18 protein-coding genes and 1 tRNA gene are annotated in these 22,898 nt (G+C 67.6%); 7 read left to right on the top strand and 12 right to left on the bottom strand.

The window, feature by feature from the left end; genetic code table 11:
- The first annotated feature begins 110 nt into the window (after positions 1-110).
- Entirely contained in the window at positions 111-734 is a 624-nt protein-coding gene (mobA, locus tag F804_RS0106870) for a molybdenum cofactor guanylyltransferase MobA (protein WP_028725727.1), read from the top strand.
- Here mobA and F804_RS0106865 read toward each other — a convergent pair.
- Positions 707-1,729, bottom strand: coding sequence for a LacI family DNA-binding transcriptional regulator (locus F804_RS0106865; RefSeq protein WP_022707007.1), 1,023 nt, complete (start codon positions 1,727-1,729; stop codon positions 707-709). The genes mobA and F804_RS0106865 overlap by 28 nt on opposite strands.
- Positions 1,730-1,868: 139 nt before the next feature.
- On the opposite strand from F804_RS0106865, the gene F804_RS0106860 reads away from it, so the two are divergent.
- A complete protein-coding gene (locus F804_RS0106860; RefSeq protein WP_022707006.1) occupies positions 1,869-2,579 on the top strand; it encodes a TspO/MBR family protein in 711 nt (236 codons plus the stop codon).
- Here F804_RS0106860 and F804_RS0106855 read toward each other — a convergent pair.
- A complete protein-coding gene (locus tag F804_RS0106855; protein WP_022707005.1) occupies positions 2,561-3,229 on the bottom strand; it encodes an SDR family NAD(P)-dependent oxidoreductase in 669 nt (222 codons plus the stop codon). The two genes, F804_RS0106860 and F804_RS0106855, sit on opposite strands and share 19 nt — an antisense overlap.
- A gap of 6 nt (positions 3,230-3,235) precedes the next feature.
- A complete protein-coding gene (locus F804_RS0106850) occupies positions 3,236-4,612 on the bottom strand; it encodes a cryptochrome/photolyase family protein (protein WP_022707004.1) in 1,377 nt (458 codons plus the stop codon).
- 151 nt (positions 4,613-4,763) lie between these two features.
- On the opposite strand from F804_RS0106850, the gene cobA reads away from it, so the two are divergent.
- The 3 genes from cobA (at position 4,764) to F804_RS17135 (ending at position 7,692) form a co-directional block, all read left to right on the top strand.
- Positions 4,764-5,519, top strand: a complete 756-nt coding sequence (gene cobA, locus F804_RS0106845) for a uroporphyrinogen-III C-methyltransferase (RefSeq protein ID WP_022707003.1) — start codon at positions 4,764-4,766, stop codon at positions 5,517-5,519.
- 122 nt (positions 5,520-5,641) lie between these two features.
- Positions 5,642-7,327, top strand: a complete 1,686-nt coding sequence (locus tag F804_RS17645) for a calcium-binding protein (protein WP_022707002.1) — start codon at positions 5,642-5,644, stop codon at positions 7,325-7,327.
- Positions 7,294-7,692: a M10 family metallopeptidase C-terminal domain-containing protein gene (locus F804_RS17135; protein ID WP_245540332.1), complete on the top strand. Its 399-nt coding sequence runs from the start codon at positions 7,294-7,296 to the stop codon at positions 7,690-7,692. The genes F804_RS17645 and F804_RS17135 overlap by 34 nt, the downstream gene beginning before the upstream one ends.
- Here the strand turns inward: F804_RS17135 and queG are convergent.
- From queG to F804_RS0106795, 8 genes are all read right to left on the bottom strand, one after another.
- Positions 7,656-8,786, bottom strand: a complete 1,131-nt coding sequence (gene queG / locus F804_RS15865; protein ID WP_022707000.1) for a tRNA epoxyqueuosine(34) reductase QueG — start codon at positions 8,784-8,786, stop codon at positions 7,656-7,658. The genes F804_RS17135 and queG overlap by 37 nt on opposite strands.
- Positions 8,764-9,450, bottom strand: coding sequence for an FtsZ-binding protein FzlA (fzlA, locus tag F804_RS0106825; protein WP_022706999.1), 687 nt, complete (start codon positions 9,448-9,450; stop codon positions 8,764-8,766). The genes queG and fzlA overlap by 23 nt, the downstream gene beginning before the upstream one ends.
- A gap of 65 nt (positions 9,451-9,515) precedes the next feature.
- A complete protein-coding gene (mtgA, locus tag F804_RS0106820; protein ID WP_245540326.1) occupies positions 9,516-10,244 on the bottom strand; it encodes a monofunctional biosynthetic peptidoglycan transglycosylase in 729 nt (242 codons plus the stop codon).
- A gap of 86 nt (positions 10,245-10,330) precedes the next feature.
- Complete coding sequence (gene gltB / locus F804_RS0106815) at positions 10,331-14,863, bottom strand: glutamate synthase large subunit (protein ID WP_028725725.1); 4,533 nt, start codon at positions 14,861-14,863, stop codon at positions 10,331-10,333.
- Positions 14,864-14,865: 2 nt separating this feature from the next.
- On the bottom strand, positions 14,866-15,588 hold the full coding sequence (locus F804_RS0106810; protein ID WP_022706996.1) for a hypothetical protein: 723 nt from the start codon (positions 15,586-15,588) through the stop codon (positions 14,866-14,868).
- A gap of 10 nt (positions 15,589-15,598) precedes the next feature.
- Positions 15,599-17,083, bottom strand: a complete 1,485-nt coding sequence (locus F804_RS0106805; protein ID WP_022706995.1) for an NAD(P)-dependent oxidoreductase — start codon at positions 17,081-17,083, stop codon at positions 15,599-15,601.
- Positions 17,084-17,235: 152 nt separating this feature from the next.
- A complete protein-coding gene (locus tag F804_RS0106800; RefSeq protein WP_022706994.1) occupies positions 17,236-18,039 on the bottom strand; it encodes an undecaprenyl-diphosphate phosphatase in 804 nt (267 codons plus the stop codon).
- Positions 18,039-19,022, bottom strand: coding sequence for a complex I NDUFA9 subunit family protein (locus tag F804_RS0106795; protein WP_022706993.1), 984 nt, complete (start codon positions 19,020-19,022; stop codon positions 18,039-18,041). The genes F804_RS0106800 and F804_RS0106795 overlap by 1 nt, the downstream gene beginning before the upstream one ends.
- A gap of 195 nt (positions 19,023-19,217) precedes the next feature.
- Between F804_RS0106795 and F804_RS0106790 the strand changes: the two genes are divergently transcribed.
- Positions 19,218-19,302, top strand: a tRNA-Leu gene (locus tag F804_RS0106790).
- Positions 19,303-19,448: 146 nt separating this feature from the next.
- Positions 19,449-20,615 (top strand): nucleotide sugar dehydrogenase, encoded by a 1,167-nt coding sequence (locus F804_RS0106785; RefSeq protein WP_022706992.1) that lies wholly within the window; start codon positions 19,449-19,451, stop codon positions 20,613-20,615.
- A gap of 36 nt (positions 20,616-20,651) precedes the next feature.
- Here the strand turns inward: F804_RS0106785 and F804_RS0106780 are convergent, their stop codons facing one another.
- A complete protein-coding gene (locus F804_RS0106780; protein WP_022706991.1) occupies positions 20,652-22,880 on the bottom strand; it encodes a FepA family TonB-dependent siderophore receptor in 2,229 nt (742 codons plus the stop codon).
- Positions 22,881-22,898 lie beyond the last annotated feature (18 nt).

The following is a 22,898-nucleotide window of genomic DNA, read 5'->3' as shown; positions in this document are numbered from 1 at the left end:
TCCGTCGGCATGGGATTACTTGACTGTTTCCGGCGGGTAACGATTCCGACGAAAGAAGTCAAGAATCGCGCCTCTTGCCAGCGATGCCGGTTGCGGTCACTGATCGCGGGATGAAGACACCCGCCGTGATCCTTGCCGGAGGCCGCGCGACCCGCATGGGCGGCGGCGACAAGCCCCTGCTGATGCTGGGGAAAACCTCGATGCTGTCGATGATCGTCGGGCGGTTGTCACCGCAGGCGGGGCCGCTTGCGATCAACGCGAACGGCGATCCCGCGCGTTTCGCGGATCACGGCCTGCCGGTGATCCCGGATGATATCGCGGGCAGTCATGGCCCCCTGGCGGGCATTCTTGCGGCGATGGAATGGGCGGCCGCAGGCGGTGCGTCCCAGGTCGTCACGGTGGCGGGCGACACGCCGTTCTTGCCGCCCGACCTGGTGCAACGGCTGGCCGGGGCGGCGGGCGATGGCGGGCTGGCGCTGGCCGCCAGCCGCGACGAGGCGGGATTGCACGAACACCCGGTGATCGGGCTGTGGCCGGTCGGGTTGCGGGACGATCTGCGGGCGCGGCTGATGGCGGGGAACCGGCGCGTGCGCGACCTGACCCGTGCGCATGGCGCGGTGCTGGTGGAATGGCCCGCCCTGCCGCAGGACCCGTTCCGCAACGTGAACACGCCCGACGACCTGCGCGCGGCGCGTCGTGCGGTTTCTCAGGCCGGGGGCGGGGCGGTGGACTGACCGACGACCAGCTCGGCCTCGAGCAGGTCCTGGCGCGGTGCGCCGCCATTCTCGATCCGGTCGATCAGCAGGCCCGCGCAGCGGTTGCCCGCCTCGCGCACCGAGGATCGCATGGCCGTGAAGACGGGCACGCCGTCGCGATTGGCGTAATAGGACAGGTCGTCGTCGAAGGTCACGACCGACAGGTCGCGGCCCAGCTGCAGGCCGCGTTCCTCCAGCGCCTGCCGGACGCCGATGGCGATCATGGTGGCCGAGCACAGGATCGCGGTCGGCGGGTTCGGCGCGTCCAGCAGCCGCAGCGCGTTGGCATATCCTTGGGCCGAGGTCATCTCGTCCGCGGTCATCAGCGCGGGATCGGGCGCGATGCCGCCGTCGCGCAGGGCCTTCAGATACCCCTCGCGGCGGCGGAAGGCGAAGTCCAGCCGCTCGTCCCCGTTCAGCAGGGCGATGCGGCGGTGCCCCAGCTGGATCAGGAACCCCGCCGCGCGTTCGAAGGCCCGCTGGTTGTTCACGTCCACCCAGCCGTAATCCGCGCGATGCGCGCTGACCCGCCCATGCACGACATATGGCAGCCCGAGCGCATCCAGAAGCGCCGGGCGCGCATCGTCGTGGCGCGGGAACTGCACGATCACGCCACCGATCAGCCCGCGCGAATGCAGCGCGCGGTAGGCGTCGGATTGGTCGTCGTCGGGCACGACCGACAGGTTGATCTCGAACCGGCGGGCGGCGCATTCCTCGCCCACGCCCGCAAGGAAATCGGCATAGATCGGGTTCACGATCTCGTTCCGGCCGGTGATCGGGATGACGCAGCCGATGATATTGCCATGCCCCTTGGCCAGGAAGCTGGCATGCGCGTTGGCCGAATATCCGTGCTCGCGGGCGGCCTCGACGATGCGCAGGCGCGTCCGGTCGCTGACCTCGGGGTGGCCGTTCAGGGCGCGGCTGACGGTGGTGGGCGACATGCCGACCAGCTTGGCGAATTCCTTGAGCTTCATGCGGTGCGTCGATCTTCGTGCGGCTGGCCTTGGGTGCGGGCTGACATTCATTCACGCGGGCCCTTGCGGGGTCAAGGCCGGGGGAACATTCGCCGCCGCGCCGGGGTTGGCCCTGAGAACGACCCGAAGGACCAAGGACATGTCCAATCGCACCCTTGCCGCCGCGGTGCTGGTCGCGGCCATCGCCTTTGCCCTGTCGCCGGTGATCTTTCCCGGCTTCGCGGGCTACTCTGCCGATCTGTTCCCGATCCCGCAGGACGATCCGCCGATCCAGCCCTCGGGCTGGGCCTTCGCGATCTGGGGGCCGATCTATCTGTGGCTGATCGTCGGCGCGGGCTTCGGGCTGTGGCGGCGCGCGGGGGACGAGGACTGGCTGCCCATGCGCGCGCCGCTTCTGGTGGCGCTTGTGGTCGGGTTCCTGTGGATCCCCGTGGCGCAGGTGCTGCCGGGGTTGGCGACGATCCTGATCCTGATCATGTGGGCGGCCTCGTGCCTTGCGATGATCTGCGCCGGTCGCCGCGACCCCTGGTTCGAGGGGCGCCCCGTCGCGGTCCTTGCGGGCTGGCTGACGGCGGCGTCGGGCGTGTCGGTCGGGATCTGGCTGGCGGGGCACGGGGTGCTGCCCGCGATGGTGGCGGCGATCCTTTGCCTGATTGCCGTGACGGCCATCGCGCTGGCCGTCCAGTCGCTGCGCCGGGACGAGCCCGCCTTTTCCCTGGCCGTGATCTGGGCGCTGGTGGGGATCGTCGCGGCAAATGCGGGTCGAGGGGCATGGCTGCCGGTGGTCGTGGCATCGGTGGCCGCGCTGGTGATCGGCTGGCGCGCGCTGGCCTACCAGGGGACGCGCTGACCCTTCCAGTCCCAGAAGCTGCCGCTGTCCTCGGGGGGGACGCGTTCGATCACCCCCAGCAGCGCTTCGGCGCTGCGTTCGGGCGTGATGGTCGGGTGGCGGGCCGCGTATTTCTCGGTCAGGGGCGTTTCGACCGTGCCGGGATGCAGCGCCAGAAAGACCGAATGCCGGTTGCGGCGCGACCATTCGATCGCCGCCGTGCGCAGGATCTGGTTCTGCGCGGCCTTGGCGGCGCGATAGGCGACCCAGCCCCCCAGCCGGTTGTCCCCGATCGAGCCGACACGCGCCGACAGCGTGGCAAAGACCGCCCGCGCGTCGCGCCGCATCAGGGGTGCGAAATGCCGAACGGCCAGTGCGACCCCCGTGGCGTTCAGCGCGAACTGCGCGGCCATGGCATCGGCGTCGATGGCGGCGGTGGTCTTTTCGGGCTGCTGCCCGTCGATCACCAGCGCGCCGGTCGTGTTCATCACCAGATCGAAGCTGCGACCCTGCAACGCCCCGGCGTGGCGTTCGACCGATGCGGCATCGGTCAGATCCAGCCCGTCACGGCTGCGCGACAGTCCGGTCACCGCGACGCCGCGCGATTCCAGCAGCCGCGTCATCGCCTGTCCGATCCCCCCCGAGGCCCCGATGATCAGCGCGTCCCTCATGCCCGTTCAGCCCTTCAGGTCCTGGTAGGCGCTGAGCGCGCGCTTGCGGCTCTCGCCCAGGGACATGGCGGGATAGTGCTTCTTCTTCAGGTCGATCTTCCAGGATTCGGGCGCGGCCTCGGCAAAGCTTCTGGCGCCCTGGGATTCGGGGTTCAGCCAGAAGTCGCGATACCTGCCCTTGGCGTCGAACTTCTCGGCCTGGGTGTCGGGGTTGAAGATGCGGAAGAAGGGCGCGGCATCCGCCCCGCTGCCCGCGACCCATTGCCAGTTCATCGCGTTCGAGGCCGCGTCCCAGTCGATCAGCGCATGTTCGAACCATTCCAGCCCCACGCGCCAATCCGTCAGCAGGTTCTTGGTCAGATAGCTGCCGGTGATCATCCGCACGCGGTTGTGCATGCGACCCGTCACATACAGCTCTCTCATGCCCGCATCGACCATGGCGATGCCGGTCTGGCCGCGCTTCCATGCCTCGGCATCGTTGTTGTCGCGCTTCCACGGGAAATCGGCCCATTCGTCGCGCCAGTTGTCGCTGTCCATCTTCGGGCTCTGATGCATCAGCTCGCGCCCGAATTCGCGCCAGGCCAGTTCGGACATGAAGGTCTCGGCGCCCTTGCGGCCATCGTGCAGCGCGGGCAGGCAGCGATGCCAGATGCGGCGGGCGCTGATCTCGCCCACGGCAAGGCTGTCGGACAGTTCCGACGTGCCGTGCTCGCGCCAGGGCAAGTCGCGGTTCGCCTTGTAGTCGGCCATGTCGTCGGACATGAACGCGTCCAGCCGGTCCAGGGCCTCGTCCTCGCCCGCGCGGATGTGATCGGCCATGACATCCCAGCCACGGCGCATCGCATTGCGGGCCTCGGGCCAGTCCAGCCCGTCGCTGTCGGGCCAGCTGTCGGGCGAAGACAGCGAGGGCGCATCCAGCGGCTGCGCGATGTCGCATTGGCGCATGGATTTCCAGAACGGGGTGAAGACCTTGTAGGGATCGCCGGTCTTGGTCGTGACCGATCCGCGCGGGATCAGGTCGGCGGGGTGATGCAGGCACAGGGTCGCGCCGCCGCGTTCGACGGCGGCCTTCAGCCCGTGATCGCTGTAGAAGGGAAAGCCGGTGGTGGTGTGCACCGTGTCGGCGCCGGTCTCTCGGGCGATGGCCTCCAGCACCTCGGCGGGGTCGCCGCGCCTCACAATCAGGCGGCTGTGGCGCGATTTCAGCGATGCCTCCAGCCGGGGCAGCGACATGGCCTGCCGCTGCGCGCTGGCGGGGCGCAGGCGTGCCTCCTGGGGGTCGAGGATGACCAGCGGGATCACCGCGCCTTCGCGTGCCGCCGCGACCAGCGCAGGATGGTCGTCCAGCCGCAACATGCGCCGAAACCAGCAGATCACCGTCATTCCGTTCCTCCGAACTCCTCTGCCCACCCAACGCATGGGGGCCGAAAGGTTTCATCGCGCGGCATGGATGCCATGCAAATGCGCGGCATTGTCACACCTGTCATCGTGGTATAGCTGGGATGAAACGCTGTTCCGCAAGGCATTTTCCGACATGTCCGACATCGCTGAACAATCCGGCTTCGTCTCGCTCGTGTCGGCGGGACCGGGTGACCCCGAGCTGCTGACCCTGAAGGCCGCCCGCCTTCTGGCCGAGGCCGAGGTCGTGCTGTTCGACGACCTGGCCTCGGGGCCGGTGCTGGACCATGCCCATCCCGATGCGGACCTGATCGCGGTCGGCAAGCGTGCGGGCCGCCCCTCGGCCAAGCAGGAGGCCGTGAACGCGCTTCTGGTCGATCATGCCCGCGCGGGCCGTCGCGTGGTGCGCCTGAAATCCGGCGACAGCGGCATCTTCGGCCGGCTCGAGGAAGAGATCGTGGCCCTGGCGCAGGCGGGCATCCCGTTCCAGATCGTGCCGGGGGTGACCTCGGCCTCGGCGGCGGCTGCGGCGGCGGGGATGCCGCTGACGCGCCGCCTGACCGCGCGGCGGGTGCAGTTCGTCACCGGGGCGGACATCACGGGCCAGCTGCCCGAGGACATCAACTGGGCCGCGTTGGCCGATCCCGGCGTCATCACGGCGGTCTTCATGGGGCAGCGCAGTTGGCCCCGCCTGTCCGAGGGGCTGATCGCCCACGGCCTGCCCGCCGACACCCCCGCCCTGTTCGCCGAGGCCGTCGGCCATCCCGGCCAGCGGCTTCTGCGCAGCACGGTCGAGGGGCTGGCCCGGATGCTGGCCGAGGGGCCTGCGGTCCAGCCGGGGCTGATCCTCTACGGTCCGCTGGCGGACACCCCGGACGCGACGCCGATCTGAGGCTCCGCGCCCGGCTTGCATAAAATGCAAGCCATCCATCCTTTGTTCAGAAAGCCTGACGGCCCTATTCCTTAGGATAGTTCCGCAACCGAATCCGCCTTTCCGAACCCAGCTGAAATCCCATGATCGCCTATCGCCACGTGACCACCTTCGGTGTCACGCAACAACGCTGGCTGTCCTCGATTTCCGATCTGCTCGTGGCCGAGATCGGAGGAGAGCGGATTCTGCTGGCCGCCACGCAGATCGGCGGGGGGGTCAGCAGCTATCGCATCGGGGCGGGCGACGCGCCGATCGCGGGCCTGCGCAATCGCGACTATCCGGGCGGGGCGACCTATCAGGGGGCGCCCGAACTGCATCTGCTGGATATCGGCGGGCAGGCGCATGTGCATCTGGGCGGGCTTGGGGGGCTGTCGGACCTGTCGGTCGACCTGCAATCGCATAACGGGGCGCTGACGTCGTTCTCTCAGCTGTTCGGCACCGATCTGGGGGCGCGGCTGACGGCACTGGGGCAGGTGGCGACGACGCGCGGGCAGGTCGTCTTCTCGGCGGCCGAGGGGCTGGTGCTGCGCACCCACATGATGGACGCGGCGGGACGGCTGAGCCAGGCCGGCAGCGTGACGCTGCCCCTGCCGCAGGGGGTGACCGACGCCAACCTGGATCATGTCGTCGCGGCGAATGTCGGCGGTCAGGTCGTGCTGGTCACCGCCTCCGGGAACGGGAATTTCCTGTCCACGCATCCGATGGGCGCGGATGGGCGGCTGGGTGCGGGCCATGTCCATAGCGCGGCCAGCGGGGCGGGGTTCGACCTGCCCTCGGCGCTGGCCCTGGCCGAGTTCGGGGGCGCAAGCTTCGCGATCCTCGGCGCGGCGGGGTCGAATTCGCTCAGCGTGTTCCGCATCGGGCAGGACGGTTCGTTGACCCGCGCGGATCACGTTCTGGACGAGGGGGGGACCCGCTTCGCATCCGTCACCGCGCTCGAGGTGGTCGTGGTCGACGGGCGAGCCTTCGTCTTCGCGGGCGGCGCGGATGACGGGATCAGCGTGATGACCATGACGCCCGACGGCCGGCTGGTGCATCTTGCGACCATCGCGGACGAGGCGGCGACCACGCTGGCCGATGTCTCGGACATCACCGCGGTCGAGATCGACGGCCGCATCGCGGTCTTCGTCGCCTCGGGCACCGAGACCGGCGTGACGCAGTTCCTGTTCGACCCCGGCGATCTGGGCGTCACGCGCATCGCCGGGGCGGGAACGCAGGGCGGCGGGGCGGGAAACGACCTGCTGCAGGCGGGGGCGGCCACCCTTCGGCTGAACGGCGGAGGCGGCGACGACATCCTGATCGCTGCGGGCCGCCCGCTGCTGATGCATGGGGGGGACGGGGCGGACATCTTCATGCCGACCAGCATCAGCGGGCGGATCACGATCCTCGACTTCCGGCGCGGCGTCGATGCGATCGACTTCTCGTTGCTGGGGACTGTCCGCAGCGTCTGGCAGCTGAGCTTCGTGCCGACCTCGACGGGGATCCTGATCATCTGGGGGCAGACGATCCTGGACGTACGGTCATGGGACGGGCGGTCGCTGCAGGCAAGCGACTTCACCAACGCGATGTTCCCGCTGGCCCATTATTCGCTGCCCGAGATCGACCCCGAGGATGTCGGCCCCGACGACACCCCGTCGGATGTCGCCACATGGGTCTTCGGAACGGAGGGGAACGATACGCTGCTGGGGGCCTCGGGCCCCGAGCGGATCGTGGGCGCCGGGGGCAACGACACGATATCGGCGGGGGACGGGGGCAAGACACGCTTCTAGCCAATGTTCGTGCCGACACACTGTGGGGGCAGGCGGGCCACGACACGCTGGCGGGCAACCTTGGGGCGGACGTGATGACCGGCGGTGCCGGGCGGGACGAGTTCCGCTTCTTCCTGGCAGCCGACAGCCGCACGGGCGCGGCCGACCTGATCACGGATTTCACGCCCGGAACGGACCGGATCGACCTGCGGGCGCTGGACCTCGATTACGACGGCAACCGCTTCTCGGGCGAGGATTCGCTGATCTGGCGCCATGTCGGCCGCGAGACGCATGTCCTTGCCGATCTGGATGGCGACGGGCGGGCCGAGATGACGATCCGCCTGTCGGGTCAGCTGTCGCTGGACGGCGACGACTTCCTGCTGTGATCCAGCCGCATCGCGGCCCATCGCGCGGCATCGGCCACGGTCGGATCCTCGTCCTCGGCCAGGCCCTGCGCCACCGCCCGCAGCGAGGGATCGTCCGAGTTCCCGATCGCATACAGCACGTTGCGCACGAAGCGGTTGCGCCCGATCCGCTTGATCGGACTGCCCGAGAACCGCGCCCGGAAGCCCGCATCGTCCAGCACCGCCAGTTCCGCCAGCGGCGGCGCGTCGATGATCCCGCGATAGCGCATCTCGGTCCCGGCCTGCGCGAACTTGTTCCAGGGGCAGACCGCAAGGCAGTCGTCGCAGCCATAGATGCGGTTGCCCATCAGCGCGCGCAGGTCGGGATCGACGGGCCCGTGATGCTCGATCGTCAGGTAGGATATGCAGCGCCGCGCATCCAGCTGGTAGGGCGCGGGAAAGGCGCCGGTCGGGCAGATGTCGAGGCAGGCGCGGCAGGATCCGCAATGGCTGACATCGGGCGCGTCGGGCGGCAGCGGCACGGTCGTGAAGATCGCGCCCAGGAAGAACCAGCTGCCGAGGTCGCGCGACAGCAGGTTGGTATGCTTGCCCTGCCAGCCGAGGCCCGCGGCCTCGGCCAGGGGTTTCTCCATCACCGGGGCCGTGTCGACGAAGACCTTGATCTGGTGGTCGGGATGCTGTTCCAGCAGCCAGCGGCCCACGCGTTTCAGGCGCTTCTTGACCAGGTCGTGATAATCGCGCCCCTGCGCATAGACGCTGACGGCGGCGTGGTCGCGCCGTTCCAGCGCGGCCAGCGGGTCGCCCTCGGGGGTGTACAGCTCGGCCAGCATGACGACCGATTTGGCCTCGGGCCAGAGGGCGGCGGGGTCCGCGCGCCAATGCGTGCGTTCCGCCATCCAGGCCATCTGGCCGTGCCGCCCCTGGTCCAGGAATTCGCGCAGCCGTTCGGGCAGGCCCGGCACGGCGCCGGGCGTGGTCACGCGCATCTTGGCGAAGCCCGCCTCACGCGCGAAGGCGTCCAGCGCCGCCTTGTCGGCCTGCGCCGACAGCGTCACCTTGTCGGCCTGCGCCGACAGGGCCGCCTTGTCGGCCTCAGCCGAAGTCCAGCTCGGCATAATGCGGGGCCGGGTGGATGCCCGGAACCTGATCGGCCAGCACGGAACGGAAGGCGGGGCGCGACTTGATCGTCGCATACCAGTCCTTCAGCGTCTCGGACCGGTCCCAATCCACGTCCGAGATGTAGTCGAGGCAGGAGAAATGCGCCGCCGCCGCGAAATCGGCCAGGCTGAGCGCATTGCCCGCCAGCCAGCGCCGCGCCTCGAGCAGCGAGGTGAGATAGTCGATATGCTCCTTGATGTTGCGCAGCCCTTCCTTGACCACGCGGCTGTCGGGATAGCCCTGGCGGGTGATTTTCTTCCAGACGCGCTCGGTCAGGATGGGCTGGGTCACCTCGGCGTTGAACTTGTCGTCGAACCAGGCGCACAGGCGCCGCACCTCGTGACGTTCCATCGGGGTCTGGGGCATCAGGGCGGGGCTGGGCATGGCCTCGTCCAGGTATTCGACGATGGCCTGGCTCTCGGCCAGCATGTTCCCGCGCCAGCGCAGCACGGGCAGCTTGCCCGCCGGATTGCGGCGCTTCAGATCGGGGGGGCTTTCCCAGTAACGCTCCTCGACCAGTTCGACCTCGATCTTCTTCTCGGCCAGGACCAGGCGCACCTTCCGGCAGAAGGGCGACAGCGGGCTGTGGTAGAGTCGCGTGGTCTGCGTATTCGTGTTCATTGACTGCTCGAGACCTTGTTTTCTTGTCGCAACGCCGATGTTGATACGCCCCGAGGGGTGCCCTTTCAACCGTCGCGGCGCGTGGTGAAGCAGTCGGCCCGCCCGTCGCGGGCGATGGTGGCGGCCCCGTCCAGGATCGCGCGGGACCGGGACGACGCCGCATGGGGGCTGCGCCGCTTGGGGGCGGGCAGGATCGCGGCCAGCCTTGCGGCTTGCACGGGGGTCAGGCGGTCGGGCGTCGTGCCGAAATGTTCGCGGGCGGCGGCGCGGATGCCGAAGATGCCCGGCCCGAACTCGGCCAGGTTCATGTAGACCTCGAGGATGCGGCGCTTGGACCACATCGCCTCGACCAGGGGGGTGAGGACGGCCTCGGTCGATTTGCGCAGCCAGCTACGCCCCTGCCACAGAAAGGCGTTCTTGGCGGTCTGCTGCGTCAGCGTCGAGGCCCCGCGACTGGACCCCGAGGCCACGACCTTGCGGATCTCGTCCATGTCGAAGCCCCAGTGGCGGCAGAAATTCGCATCCTCGGCGGCGACGACCGACCGCAGCATCACGGGCGCGATGTCGCCCAGGTCGGTCCAGCCGCGCGGGGCAAGCTCGTGCTGCCGCGCATCGGCATGCATCGTCCAGCTGTAGGGCGGGTCGATCACCGAATAGACCGCGACCGATCCCGTCAGCACCAGCGCCATGCGGATCAGCACGAAGCGCAGCCAGAAGCCCGGACGCCAGGGGCGCGCGGGGGGGCGTGTCGGATCGTCGGTTTTCTGGCGCGGGGGCATTGGCGCATGTCTCATGCCGGATGCGGCTGCGTCAAGAACCCGCCCGCGAATGGAAACGGCCCCCGGAGTTGACCGGGGGCCGCTTGGCGTGGGTGGCTGCCTTACTCGGCGGGGACGGCGCTGGTCACCGTGTCCTCGGCGATGGGATGGGGCAGGTGGGCCAGCATCTCCTTGGGGCAGACCTGCAGGAAGTTGCCCTTCTCGCGGTCCCAGTTCGACAGGATGTCGTCGGCACGCCGCGATCCGGTCTCCTTCAGGTGACGCTCGATCAGGGATTTCAGCTGGTCTTCCCAGTGATCCTGCGTGACCGGGCAGGTCACCAGCGTCTCGGCGTTGATATAGTCGCGCGCCACGCCCTCGGGATCATAGAGATAGGCCATCCCGCCGGTCATGCCCGCGCCGAAGTTGGCGCCGATGCGACCCAGGATCACGGCCACGCCGCCGGTCATGTATTCGCAGCCGTTGCTGCCGCAACCCTCGATCACGACGGATGCGCCGCTGTTGCGGACCGCGAAGCGTTCGCCCGCGCGGCCTGCCGCGAACAGGTAGCCGTTCGTCGCGCCATACAGGACCGTGTTGCCGATGATGGTGTTCTCGGCCGCGACCAGCGGGCTGGCCATGGCGGGACGCACGACGATCGTGCCGCCCGACAGGCCCTTGCCGACATAGTCGTTGGCATCGCCCGACACTTCCAGCTTCAGCCCCGGCGCCGCGAAGGCCCCGAGCGACTGGCCCGCGCTGCCCGTCAGGCGGATCGTCAGGTGATCGGGCTGCAGGTTGTTCCGCATCCCGAACTTCTGGACGATCATCGACGAGGTGCGCGTGCCGATGGTCCGCAGGGTGTTCCGCACGGCATAGGACAGCTGCATCTTCTCGCCGTCGCTGAAGAACCGCTCGGCGTCGCGGATGATTTCCGCGTCCAGCGTGTCCATCACCGCGTTGCGCGGCTTGGAACGGTCATAGACGATCTTGTCCCAGCCATCGACGGTGATCAGCAGCGGGTTCAGGTCCAGGTCGTCCAGGTTCGCGGCGCCCCGGCTGACCTGGGTCAGCAGGTCGGCGCGGCCGATCACCTCGTCCAGGGACCGCGCCCCGATCGAGGCCAGGATCTCGCGCACTTCCTGGGCATAGAAGGTGATCAGGTTCACGACCTTGTCGGCGCTGCCGGTGAACATGGCGCGCAGCTTCTCGTCCTGGGTGCAGACGCCCACCGGGCAGGTGTTCGACTGGCACTGGCGGACCATGATGCAGCCCATCGCGATCAGGGCGGCGGTGCCGATGCCGTATTCCTCGGCACCCATCATCGCGGCCATGACGATGTCGCGGCCCGTGCGCAGACCGCCATCGGTGCGCAGGGTGACACGCTCGCGCAGGCGGTTCATCGCCAGGACCTGATGCGCCTCGGTCAGGCCCATTTCCCAGGGCAGGCCCGCGAACTTGATGGACGTCGCGGGAGACGCGCCGGTACCGCCATTGTGGCCGCTGATCAGGATCACGTCGGCCTTGGCCTTGGCCACGCCTGCCGCGATCGTGCCGACGCCCGACGATGCCACCAGCTTGACGGTGATCTTGGCGCGCGGGTTGATCTGCTTGAGGTCGTAGATCAGCTGCGCCAGATCCTCGATCGAGTAGATGTCGTGATGCGGCGGCGGGCTGATCAGCGTGACGCCCTTGGTCGAATGGCGAAGCCGCGCGATCAGGTCGGTGACCTTCATGCCGGGCAGCTGGCCGCCCTCGCCGGGCTTGGCGCCCTGGGCGACCTTGATCTCCAGTTCCTCGCAGGCGTTCAGGTATTCGGCGGTGACGCCGAAGCGGCCCGAGGCGACCTGCTTGATCTTGGCGCAGGGGTTGTCGCCGTTGGGCAGCGGGTGGCTGTGCGCCGGATCCTCGCCGCCCTCGCCGCTGTCGGATTTCGCGCCGATGCGGTTCATGGCGATGTTCAGCGTCATGTGCGCTTCGGGCGACAGCGCCCCAAGCGACATGCCCGGCGTCACGAAGCGCTTGCGGATCGAGGTGATGCTCTCCACCTCCTCGATGGGCACGGGCTTGCCGATCGGCTTGATGTCCAGCAGGTCGCGGATATGGATCGGCGGGTTCGCCCGCAGGGCCGAGCTGAACTGCTTCCACACGTCATAGCTGGCCTTCTCGCAGGCGATCTGCAGCAGGCGCATGGTGTTGGCTTCCCATGCGTGCTTCTCGCCGGAACGGCGCAGCTTGTAGAAGCCGCCCATCGGCAGCAGGTCGGCGCCGGTGGCCGAATGCGCCTTGGCGTGCAGCCCCTCCAGCTTGGCCTGAAGACCGTGCAGGCCGATCCCCGAGATGCGCGACTGCATGCCGGGGAAATACTCTGCCACCATCGCACGCGACAGGCCCACGGCCTCGAAGTTCAGACCCCCGCGATAGGAGGACAGGACCGAGATGCCCATCTTGGCCATGATCTTGAGCAGGCCCGCATCGATGGCCGCGCGGTAGCGGCGCATGTTGTCCACGAGCGATCCGGTCAGCAGCCCGCGCGCGATGCGGTCGGCGATGCTGTCCTGCGCAAGATAGGGGTTCACCGTCGTCGCGCCGCAGCCGATCAGGACCGCGAAGTAATGCGGGTCGATGCATTCGGCCGACCGCACGTTCAGCGAACAGAAGGTCCGCAGGCCCTTGCGGGTCAGCCAGCTGTGGACAGCGCTGGTCGCAAGGATCATCGGCATGGCGACGCGGTTCTCGTCCTGGCCCTCGTCGGTCAGCACGATATGGCCCGCGCCCGAACGCACGGCGTCCTCGGCCTCGGCGCGGATGCGGGCAAGGCCCTCGCCCAGGGCGTCCTGGTCGCTGCCCGCCGGGAAGGTGCAGTCGATTCGGGTCACCGTCTCGCCGAACATCCTCTGCATTTCCGCGAATTCGCCATTCGCGACGAAGGGGCTTTCCAGCAGCAGGATCTCGGTCTGGGCGCTGCTTTCGTCCAGCACGTTCTTGAGGTTGCCGAACCGCGTCTTGAGCGACATCACGCGGGTCTCGCGCAGGCTGTCGATCGGCGGATTGGTGACCTGGCTGAAGTTCTGCCGGAAGAAGTGGCTCATGGGGCGGTACTGGTTCGACAGGACCGCGGGCGGCGTGTCGTCGCCCATCGAGGCGATGGATTCCTTGCCGTCCTCGGCCATGGGCGCAAGGATGTGCTCCAGTTCCTCGACGGTGAAGCCCGCCGCGGTCTGGCGCCGGCGCAGGGCCTCGCCCTCGTAGGTGACGGGCTCGGGCAGGTCGCGCATGCCGTCGTTCAGCTCGGTGACCTTCTCGATCCATTCGCCGAAGGGCTGGCTGTTGGCCAGGCGGTCCTTGATTTCCGTGTCGTGGTAGAGCTTGCCCTCCCACATGTCGACGGCGATCATCTGGCCCGGGCCAAGCGCGCCCTTCTCGCGGACATTGGATTCGTTGATCGGAACCATGCCGACCTCGGAACCCGCGATCAGCAGGTTGTCGCCCGTGACGACGAAGCGCATCGGGCGCAGGCCGTTCCGGTCGAGACCGCCGCAGACCCAACGCCCGTCGGTCATCGCAAGGGCGGCAGGACCGTCCCAGGGCTCCATCACGGCGTTGCAGTACGCGTACATGTCGGCCCATGCCTGCGGCATGTCGGTCGTGGCCTTGGACCAGCTTTCGGGAACCAGCATGGTCTTGGTCATCGGCGCGCTGCGACCCGAACGGACCAGCACCTCGAAGACGGAATCCAGCGCGGCGCTGTCGGACGACCCGGCGGGCACGATCGGCTTGATGTCCTCGGCCATCTCGCCGAAGGCGCTGGAGGCCATGCGGATCTCGTGGCTGCGCAGCCAGTTCAGGTTGCCCTTCAGCGTGTTGATCTCGCCGTTATGGGCCAGCATGCGGAAGGGCTGGGCCAGCCACCATTGCGGGAAGGTGTTGGTGGAATAGCGCTGGTGATAGATCGCGAAGGAGGATTCGAAGCGCTCGTCCTTGAGGTCGGGATAGAATTCCGCGACCTGCTCGGCCAGCATCATGCCCTTGTAGATGATCGACCGGCAGGACAGCGAGGCGAAGTACAGATCGCCCACCTGCGCGGCGACGGCGGCCTTCTCGATCCGGCGGCGTATGATGTACAGCTCGCGCTCGAACTGGACGTGGTCGATGTCCTTCTCGCAGCGGATCAGGATCTGCTCGATCTCGGGGCGGGTGGCATTGGCCTTGTCGCCCAGCACGGCGGTGTTCACCGGAACGTGGCGCCAGCCATAGATGTAGTGACCCATCCGCAGGACTTCGGATTCCACGATCGTGCGGCAGGCTTCCTGGGCGGCGAAATTCGTGCGCGGCAGGAAGACCTGGCCGACCGCGATCAGCTTGTCATGGTCGGGTTCATGGCCGGTGCGGCGGATCTGGTCGTGGAAGAAGGGCACCGGGATCTGGACGTGGATGCCCGCGCCGTCGCCGGTCTTGCCGTCCGCATCGACCGCGCCGCGGTGCCAGATGGCCTTCAGCGCGTCGATGCCGTTCTGGACGACCTGGCGGCTGGGCTTGCCGTCGAGGTCGACGACGAAGCCCACGCCGCAGGAGGAATGCTCGTCCTCGTGGCGATAGAGGCTGTTCTCGGCCATCCAGTCGCGGCGGGCCTGTTCCTCGGTCTGCCAATCCATGCTCATGATGCGGCCCTTTCCTGCGGGATCTGCGACAGAAGCTGGTCGCAGTCGAATTGTGGGGTGGTGTCGCCGAACCCGGCCTCGCCCGGGAGGGCGAAGGCGGCGGGGCTGTCGTCGGATTTCTCGGTCTTGCCGGACCAGTCGCGGGCCGTTTCCAGGCCGCCGAAGAAGCGGCCGAACTCGCGGCTGATATACTGGCTGCCGTGGCGGCGGATCAGGACCTTGCCCGATCCGTCGGTCGTCGTCAGTTCGAACTCGGTCCGTTCGAGCGGCTGGCCGTCGATGGTGACGGTCTCGCCCGTCAGGCGGTCGCCGCCCACATGGTGCAGCAGCTCGCCCGAGGTGGACTGCGTCCAGAAGTCGAAGCTGTCCTCGCCCGTGGCGACCAGCCCCGAGAAGCTGGCATCGTCGGGCGCGTTCTCGACCAGCCGGTCCAGGATGCCGGTGCGGGTGCTCTGGCTCTCCATCCAGCGGGTCTCGGCGTCGATCGCGGACAGATAGTAGAGACCGTCGCGGTCGAACAGCGCGGTGCGCTGCCAGCCCTGCGGGTCGGCATCGCAGCGATAGACCTGCGCCACGGTGCAGCCGCGGTTCTGGACCGTCAGGTCCAGGCTGCAGCCCGCGGGCGGGGTGAAGTTCGCGGCCATGGCGGGGGGCGTCGCGGACAGGGCGGCAAGGAATGCCGCGCCCGTCGCCGCCCGAAGAAGGGGCAGAAGCGTCATGGCACGCGCCTTATTCCGCCGCGATCCGGGCTTCGCCGGTCAGGAAGCTCTCGATGCTGTCGGCAGCTTCGCGACCGTCCCGGATCGCCCAGACCACGAGGCTGGCGCCCCGCACGATGTCGCCCACGGCGAAGACGCCGGGGATCGAGGTCTGGTGCGACTGGAAGTTCGCCTTGACCGTGCCCCAACGCGTGACCTCGAGGCCCTCGACACCCCAGAGGCGGGGCAGTTCCTCGGGCTCGAACCCGAGCGCCTTGATGACCAGGTCGGCCGGTTCGTCGTAATCCGCGCCGTCGATCAGTTCGGGCGACTGGCGGCCGCTGACATCGGGGGCGCCCAGGCGCATCTTCTGGATGCGGACGCTGCCGATCTGGGGAAGGCCCGCGACATCGCGTTCCTGCGCGACGGCGGCATCGCCGGTCACGTGGCCGGTGAAGGCGCCGGGGGCGGACAGCCAGACGAACTCGACGCCCTCTTCCTCGGCGTTCTGCACCTCGCGCTGCGAGCCCGGCATGTTGGCGCGGTCGCGACGATAGAGGCACTTGACCGATTGCGCGCCCTGGCGGATCGCGGTGCGCACGCAGTCCATCGCGGTGTCGCCGCCGCCGATGACGATCACGCGCTTGCCGTTTGCGTTCAGCTCGCCATCGTCGAAATCGGGCACGTCGTCGCCGAACTCGACCTTGTTGCTGGCGGTCAGGTAATCGATGGCGCGCACGACGCCGCCGGCATCGGCATTGTCCAGATCCAGGTCGCGGGTCTTGTAGACGCCGGTCGCGATCAGCACCGCGTCATGCTTGCCGCGGATCGCGTCGAAGCTGATATCCTCGCCCACGTTGCAGTTCAGCACGAACTCGACGCCGCTGTCCTCGAGCAGCTTGTTGCGGCGCAGGACGACGTCTTTCTCCAGCTTGAAGCCGGGGATGCCATAGGTCAGCAGCCCGCCCGCACGGTCGTAGCGGTCGTAGACGGTGACCTGGAAGCCCTTCTGGCGCAGCATGTCCGCCGCCGCCAGGCCGCCCGGACCCGCGCCGATGATGCCGACCGATTCGGCGCGTTCCTGCGCGGGTTTCGTGGGCAGCACCCAGCCTTTGTCCCAGGCGGTGTCGGTGATGTATTTCTCGACCGCGCCGATGGTGACGGTACCGTGGCCCGACTGCTCGATCACGCAATTGCCTTCGCACAGGCGGTCCTGCGGGCAGATGCGGCCGCAGATCTCGGGGAAGGTGTTGGTGGCCTGGCTGACGCGATACGCCTCCTCGAGGCGGCCTTCGGCGGTCAGGCGCAGCCAGTCGGGAATGTTGTTGTGCAGCGGGCAGTGCGACTGGCAGTAGGGCACGCCGCACTGGCTGCAACGGCTGGCCTGTTCGGCCGCCTTCTGGTTCGCGAACTCGCGATAGATTTCGTGGAAGTCCTCGCTCCGCTCGGCTGCCGAGCGTTTCTCGGGCATCTCGCGCGGGGTCGAGACGAATGTGAGCATCTTTTGCGTGGCCATGGCTGCGCTCCCCCAAGGCAGAAACTTCAGGAAGCTTTCGGTAACCCATGGTCGCCGGCATTAAAAGTCAGCAGTGCTGACCTAAATGCTGCTTTTATGGCGGGCAGGCAAAATTAATCCGCCCGAACCCGCCAAAATTAGGTCAGCATTGCTTACATACCAAGCGACAGCGCCAGCATGGCAAGGACGCCCACGATGATTCGCCACCAGGCGAACAGGCCGTAACCATGGGCCGAGACATATCCCAGCAGCCAGCGCACCACGACGACGCCCGCAAGGAAGGCAGTCACGAAGCCGACTGCGATATTTCCAAGCGCGGCGGCGTCCAGGATGTCGCGGTTCTTCCAGAAGTCGTAGGCGAAGGCACCGGCCATGGTCGGCATCGCCAGGAAAAACGAGAATTCCGCCGCCGACCGCTTGTCCGCGCCCATCAGCAGCGCGCCCACGATGGTCGATCCCGACCGCGAGGTGCCGGGGATCATCGCGAGGCACTGGAAGAACCCGATCCCGAGCGCGACGGGCAGGGGGAAATCCTCGGCCCGGTGGTATTTCGGCTGCGTGGTCCGGCGATCGACCCACAGCAGAACGAATCCGCCAAGGATCAGCATCACCGCGATCAGCATCGGGGTCTCGAACAGGACCGTCTTGATGAAGTCGTGCGACAGCACCCCGATGACGACCGCAGGGAAGAATGCCAGCAGCACCGCCGCGATGAAGCGGCGGGCGGCGGGGTCGTGCGGCGCGGCGCGGAAGGTCTGCCAGATCCGCCCCGCATAGACCCCGAGGATCGCCCCGAGCGCGCCCAGCTGGATCAGCACCTCGAAGGCGCGGCCGGGCGATTCGAAGCCGAGGAAATGCCCCGCCAGCAGGATGTGGCCGGTGGACGAGACGGGGATGAACTCGGTCAGGCCCTCGAGAACCCCGAGGGCGGCGGCGACGATCGTGTTCTGTTCCATCAGTCCCTGCGCAGGTTCTTGGCCGAGCGTTTGATCGCGTCATATTGCCCCGAGGGGCTGAAGCGCCACAGGTAGTCCTCGATCACCGCACTGGGCGAGGTGGGCGAGATGCCCAGCTGCCCAAAGCCCTGCGCGCCTTCGGAGACGACATTGTCCTGGGTCAGCAAGTGCAGCTGGTCGCGGTTCAGCGGCGCCGCGATCAGGCCGCCGGTCAGCGTCTGGACCAGCCCGCCCGCCATCGCGCCCAGCCGTGCGAAGGGCATGGGCACGGTCAGCGGAATGCGCTTGCGGTCCACGGCCTCGATCACCTGGCGAGAGATCTCGGCCATGGTCATCACCTCGGGGCCGCCCAGCTCGTAGATGCCGGGCTGCGCCGCGCCGGTCGCGCCCATCATGGCCGCGCGCGCCACGTCGTCCACATAGACCGGCTGCAGCCGCGTCGAGGGAGAGATGACGGGCATGAACGGGCCCATGCGGGTCAGCCCCGCCAGCCGGTTGTAGAAGTTGTCGCCCGGCCCGAAGATCACCGAGGGGCGCAGCACCACCGCATCGGGGCGCGCCGCGATCACGGCGGCCTCGCCCCGCGACTTGGCGGCGACATAGCTGCTGGGGTTGTCGGGATCGATCCCCAGCCCCGAGATGTGGACCAGCCGCGCGACGCCCATCTCGGCCGAGATGCGCGCGATGAATTCGGCGCCATCCTCGAAGACGTTGGTGAAGTTGCTCTTGCCTTCGGGGGACAGGATGTTGACGCAGTTGACCGCCGCATCCGCGTCCGTCAGCGCCGCGCGGACCGATGCCTCGTCGCGGATGTTGCACATGACGGGGACGACCTGGCCCACGGCGCCATATGTGCGGGTGAACAGGGCCTCGTCGGGGCGACGCACCGCGATGCGCACGCGCCAGCCCTCCTTGGCCATCAGCCGTGCCACCTGCCGGCCGACAAAGCCCGACCCGCCAAAGATCGTGACCAGTTTCGCCATGGGCGTCTCGCCTCCTTCGTGCCGAATTGTCCTGCGATGCTTACCCGCGGGGATGCCATGCGGCAAGCGGCGGCAGGCCCCTTCGGCGATGCGTCGCAGGGGGTCGCGAAAGAAAAATCGAAAACATGTCAGAAAAGTTGCAAAGGGCCATTGACGCCCCCTGCGACTGCCCGTAGATAGCCGCTCATACCACCTGCCCAGGTGGCGGAATTGGTAGACGCGCACGGTTCAGGTCCGTGTGTCGCAAGACGTGGAGGTTCGAGTCCTCTCCTGGGCACCATAAAAAAAGCCCCGCAGCTCAACGAGTTGCGGGGCTTTCTTCTGTCCGGCGCAGGTAAGGTCTGCCATTCTGGACGCGGGGCGGCCGCTTCTCTATCACCTTCTGACAAGGGGCCGGACGGACCGGTCCGATCGAAGGGGGTCACCATGAAGATTGCGGTCGCTGGACTGGGCTATGTCGGGCTGTCCAATGCCATTCTGCTGGCACGCCAGCACGATGTCGTCGCGGTCGATGTCGTGCAGGACAAGATCCGGATGGTGAATTCGGGCATCTCTCCGATCGCGGATGACGAATGCGAGAAGTTCCTGGCCGAGGGCAAGCTGCGCCTGAAGGCCACGATGGACCCCGCCGAGGCCTATGCCGATGCGGATTTCGTCATCATCGCCACGCCGACCAATTACGACCCCGAAACCAACGCCTTCAACACCGAGAGCATCGAATCGGTGGTCGAGCAGGTGTCGCGCATCAATCCCGACGCGGTCATGGTCATCAAGTCGACGATTCCCGTGGGCTATACCCGCGGCCTGATCGCCCGCACCGGGTCGCGCCAGATCATGTTCTCGCCGGAATTCCTGCGCGAGGGGCAGGCGCTGCACGACAACCTCTATCCGTCGCGCATCGTGGTCGGCGAACGGTCGGACCGCGCGCAGGTCTTTGCCGAGCTGCTGCGCGATGCCGCGATCAAGACCGACGTGTCGATCCTGCTGACCGATGCCGACGAGGCCGAGGCGATCAAGCTGTTCGCCAACACCTATCTTGCGATGCGCGTCGCCTATTTCAACGAGCTGGACAGCTATGCCCTCAGTCACGGGCTGGAGGCGCGCCAGATCATCGAGGGGGTCAGCCTCGATCCGCGGATCGGGTCGCATTACAACAACCCCTCGTTCGGCTATGGCGGCTATTGCCTGCCCAAGGACAGCAAGCAGCTTCTGGCGAATTACAACAACGTGCCCCAGAACCTGATCCGCGCCATCGTCGAGGCCAACCAGACGCGCAAGGACTTCCTTGCGGCGCGGATCATCGCGCGCAATCCGCAGCGGGTGGGCATCTACCGGCTGGTGATGAAGGCGGGTTCGGACAATTTCCGCGACAGCTCGGTCCAGGACCTGATGAAGCGCATCAAGGGCGAGGGGATCGAGGTCGTCATCTACGAGCCGAGCCTGGCCGAGGATCACTACAAGAACTCGCGCAACGAACGCGACCTGGCCCGCTTCAAGGCGATCTGCGACGTGGTCGTCGCCAACCGCGTCACCGACGAGATCGCGGATATCGCGGACAAGACCTTCACCCGCGACCTGTTCCGCCAGAACTGATGCCGCGCGCCCCCGTGAGGGGGGCGCGCGTCGCGATCAGAAACGCTTGTTCAGCGACAGGTAATAGGCGCGGCCGGGCTCGTTGTAGGTCTCGGACGTGCCGCCCGACCCGGTGCGCAGGATCTGCTTGTCGAACAGGTTGGTCACGCCGCCCGACAGCCGGACGCGGTCGTTCACGTCCCAGGTCGCGCCAAGATCGACCAGCGTATAGCTGCCGCGCGAACGGGTCTCCTCGTAGGGTTCGTTGGTGACGGGGTTCAGGTCGGGGGCCTCGATGTTGCCGTAATGGGTGGCCGACAGGCGCAGCGTGACATCGGGCCGTGCGTACCAGTCCAGCGAAGCGTTGACCGTATAGTCCGGCACCAGGCTCAGCGGGTCGCCATTGTCCTTCTCGGACTTGATCATGTGGGTGAAGTTCGCGTTGAAGGCGAAATCGGTGCCGATCGGCGTGGCGAAATTGCCCTCGATCCCCGAGATGACGGCCTTGCCCTCGTTCTCCCACCGGAACAGGCGGTCCGAGGTCGCTTCGGGATTGTACTGCCGGAAGCCCGAGGCGATGCGGTTTTCGTAATCGTTGTGGAAGAAGGTCAGGCTGCCCTCCAGCCCGTCCGCGCCCGCATAGGCGACGCCCAGTTCCTTGTTCAGGCTGATCTCGGGGTCGAGGTCGGGATTGCCCAGCACATAGCAGGGGCCCTCGACCTTCGTGCCGTCGATCACCGGGCAGCCGTTGCCGCGCGTGGTATAGACATAGTTCGGGTTCAGCTGGAACAGGGTCGGCGTCTTGTAGGCGCGCGCGATCCCCGCCTTGACGGTCCAGCTGTCGTTCACCGCGTAATCGGCGATGATCCCGGGCGAGACATTGCCCCCGAAATTGTCGTTCCAGTCATAGCGGATCGAGGGGGTCAGCGTCAGCGCGGGCGACCATTCGACATTCGCCTCGGCATAGAGGCCGATGGTGTGCTGGTCGCTTTCGGTGTCGCGCGCGTCGCCGTCGGCGGGAACGCCCGTGACATCCACCAGCGAATCGTCCAGCCCCTGGCCGATGGATGCGGGGTCGTCCATCCATTCGCCGCGGTAATCGGCGCCCAGGGTCACGCTGGCATTGCGGTTCGCGATGGTGGTGGGCAGGACCCATTCGGTCTTGGCCGAGACGGTGTCCAGCTCGATCGTCTGGTCCGTGACCGTGTCGCCGCTGTCATCGCCATCCGTGTCCACGCAGCCCGTGATGCGGCCCTCGCCGCCGCCCGCAAGCCCTTCGCAGAAGCGCGTGTTGCGGGTGTTCTCCCACTGGATGAAGCTGGTCGAGCTGCCGAAATCGTATTCCCCCTCGTGGGTCAGCGCGAAGGTGCGGCGATAGACGCGGTTCGTCTCCATCCCGATCAGGTCGTCGATATCGGCCGCGTCGGTCAGCACCGCGCCCCGCAGCGTGTCGCCGGCATAGATGTTGCCCTGCCGCGAGAAGGTCGCGTCCAGGTCCAGCCGGTGCCCCGGTGCCGCGTCCCAGCTGAGGCTGGCGCCGACATCCTTGTTCACCACGCCCTCGGTCCCGGCCAGGATCTGGGTGTCGTCACCCTCGCCGATGATCGGGTTGATGTCGGCGTCGTCGGCATCGCTCTTGTTGAAGTTGCCCCACAGGCGCAGGCCCAGCCGCTCCGAGATCGGCCCCGCCAGCAGCAGGTTCATGCGTTTGGTCGCGCCTTCGTCACCGCTCTCGGGCTGGTTCCAGTGCAGGCCCAGCTCGGCCATGAAGCTGTCGGGGCGCTTGGTGATGATGTTCACCACCCCGCCCGAGGCCCCCGAGCCATAGCGCGCGGCGGCGGGGCCGCGGATGACCTCGATGCTCTCGATCAGTTCGGCAGGCACCCAGTTCGCATCGCCGCGCGTGTCGCGTTCGCCGCCACGGCTCTGCTTGACGGAATTGCGCGACAGGACCGGCTTGCCGTCGATCAGGATCAGCGTGTTCTCGGGGCCCATGCCGCGGATGTCGATCTGGCGCTGGTTGCCGCGCTGACCGGTGGCCGTCGCGCCCGTCAGGTTCACGCCCGGCTGCTTGCGCACGATCTCCGAGATGTCGTTGACGACGGGGCTGCGCTCCAGTTCGTCCTGCGAGATGTTGGACACCCCGAGCGATTGCAGCGCCTGTTCCTCGGCCGAGAGGACGATGCCCTCGAGCATGACGGGTTCGGCATCCTGCGCGGATGCGGGCAGGGCGGGCAGCAGGACCAGCGCGGTGGTGGTCAGGATGGTGCGGAAGGTCGGTGACATGGGCCACTCCGGGAAATG

This window comes from Paracoccus zeaxanthinifaciens ATCC 21588, assembly GCF_000420145.1.
Classification (GTDB): domain Bacteria; phylum Pseudomonadota; class Alphaproteobacteria; order Rhodobacterales; family Rhodobacteraceae; genus Paracoccus; species Paracoccus zeaxanthinifaciens.
The sequence above is the reverse complement of the archived record's forward strand: the minus strand, read 5'-3'. Positions and strand labels throughout refer to the sequence as shown.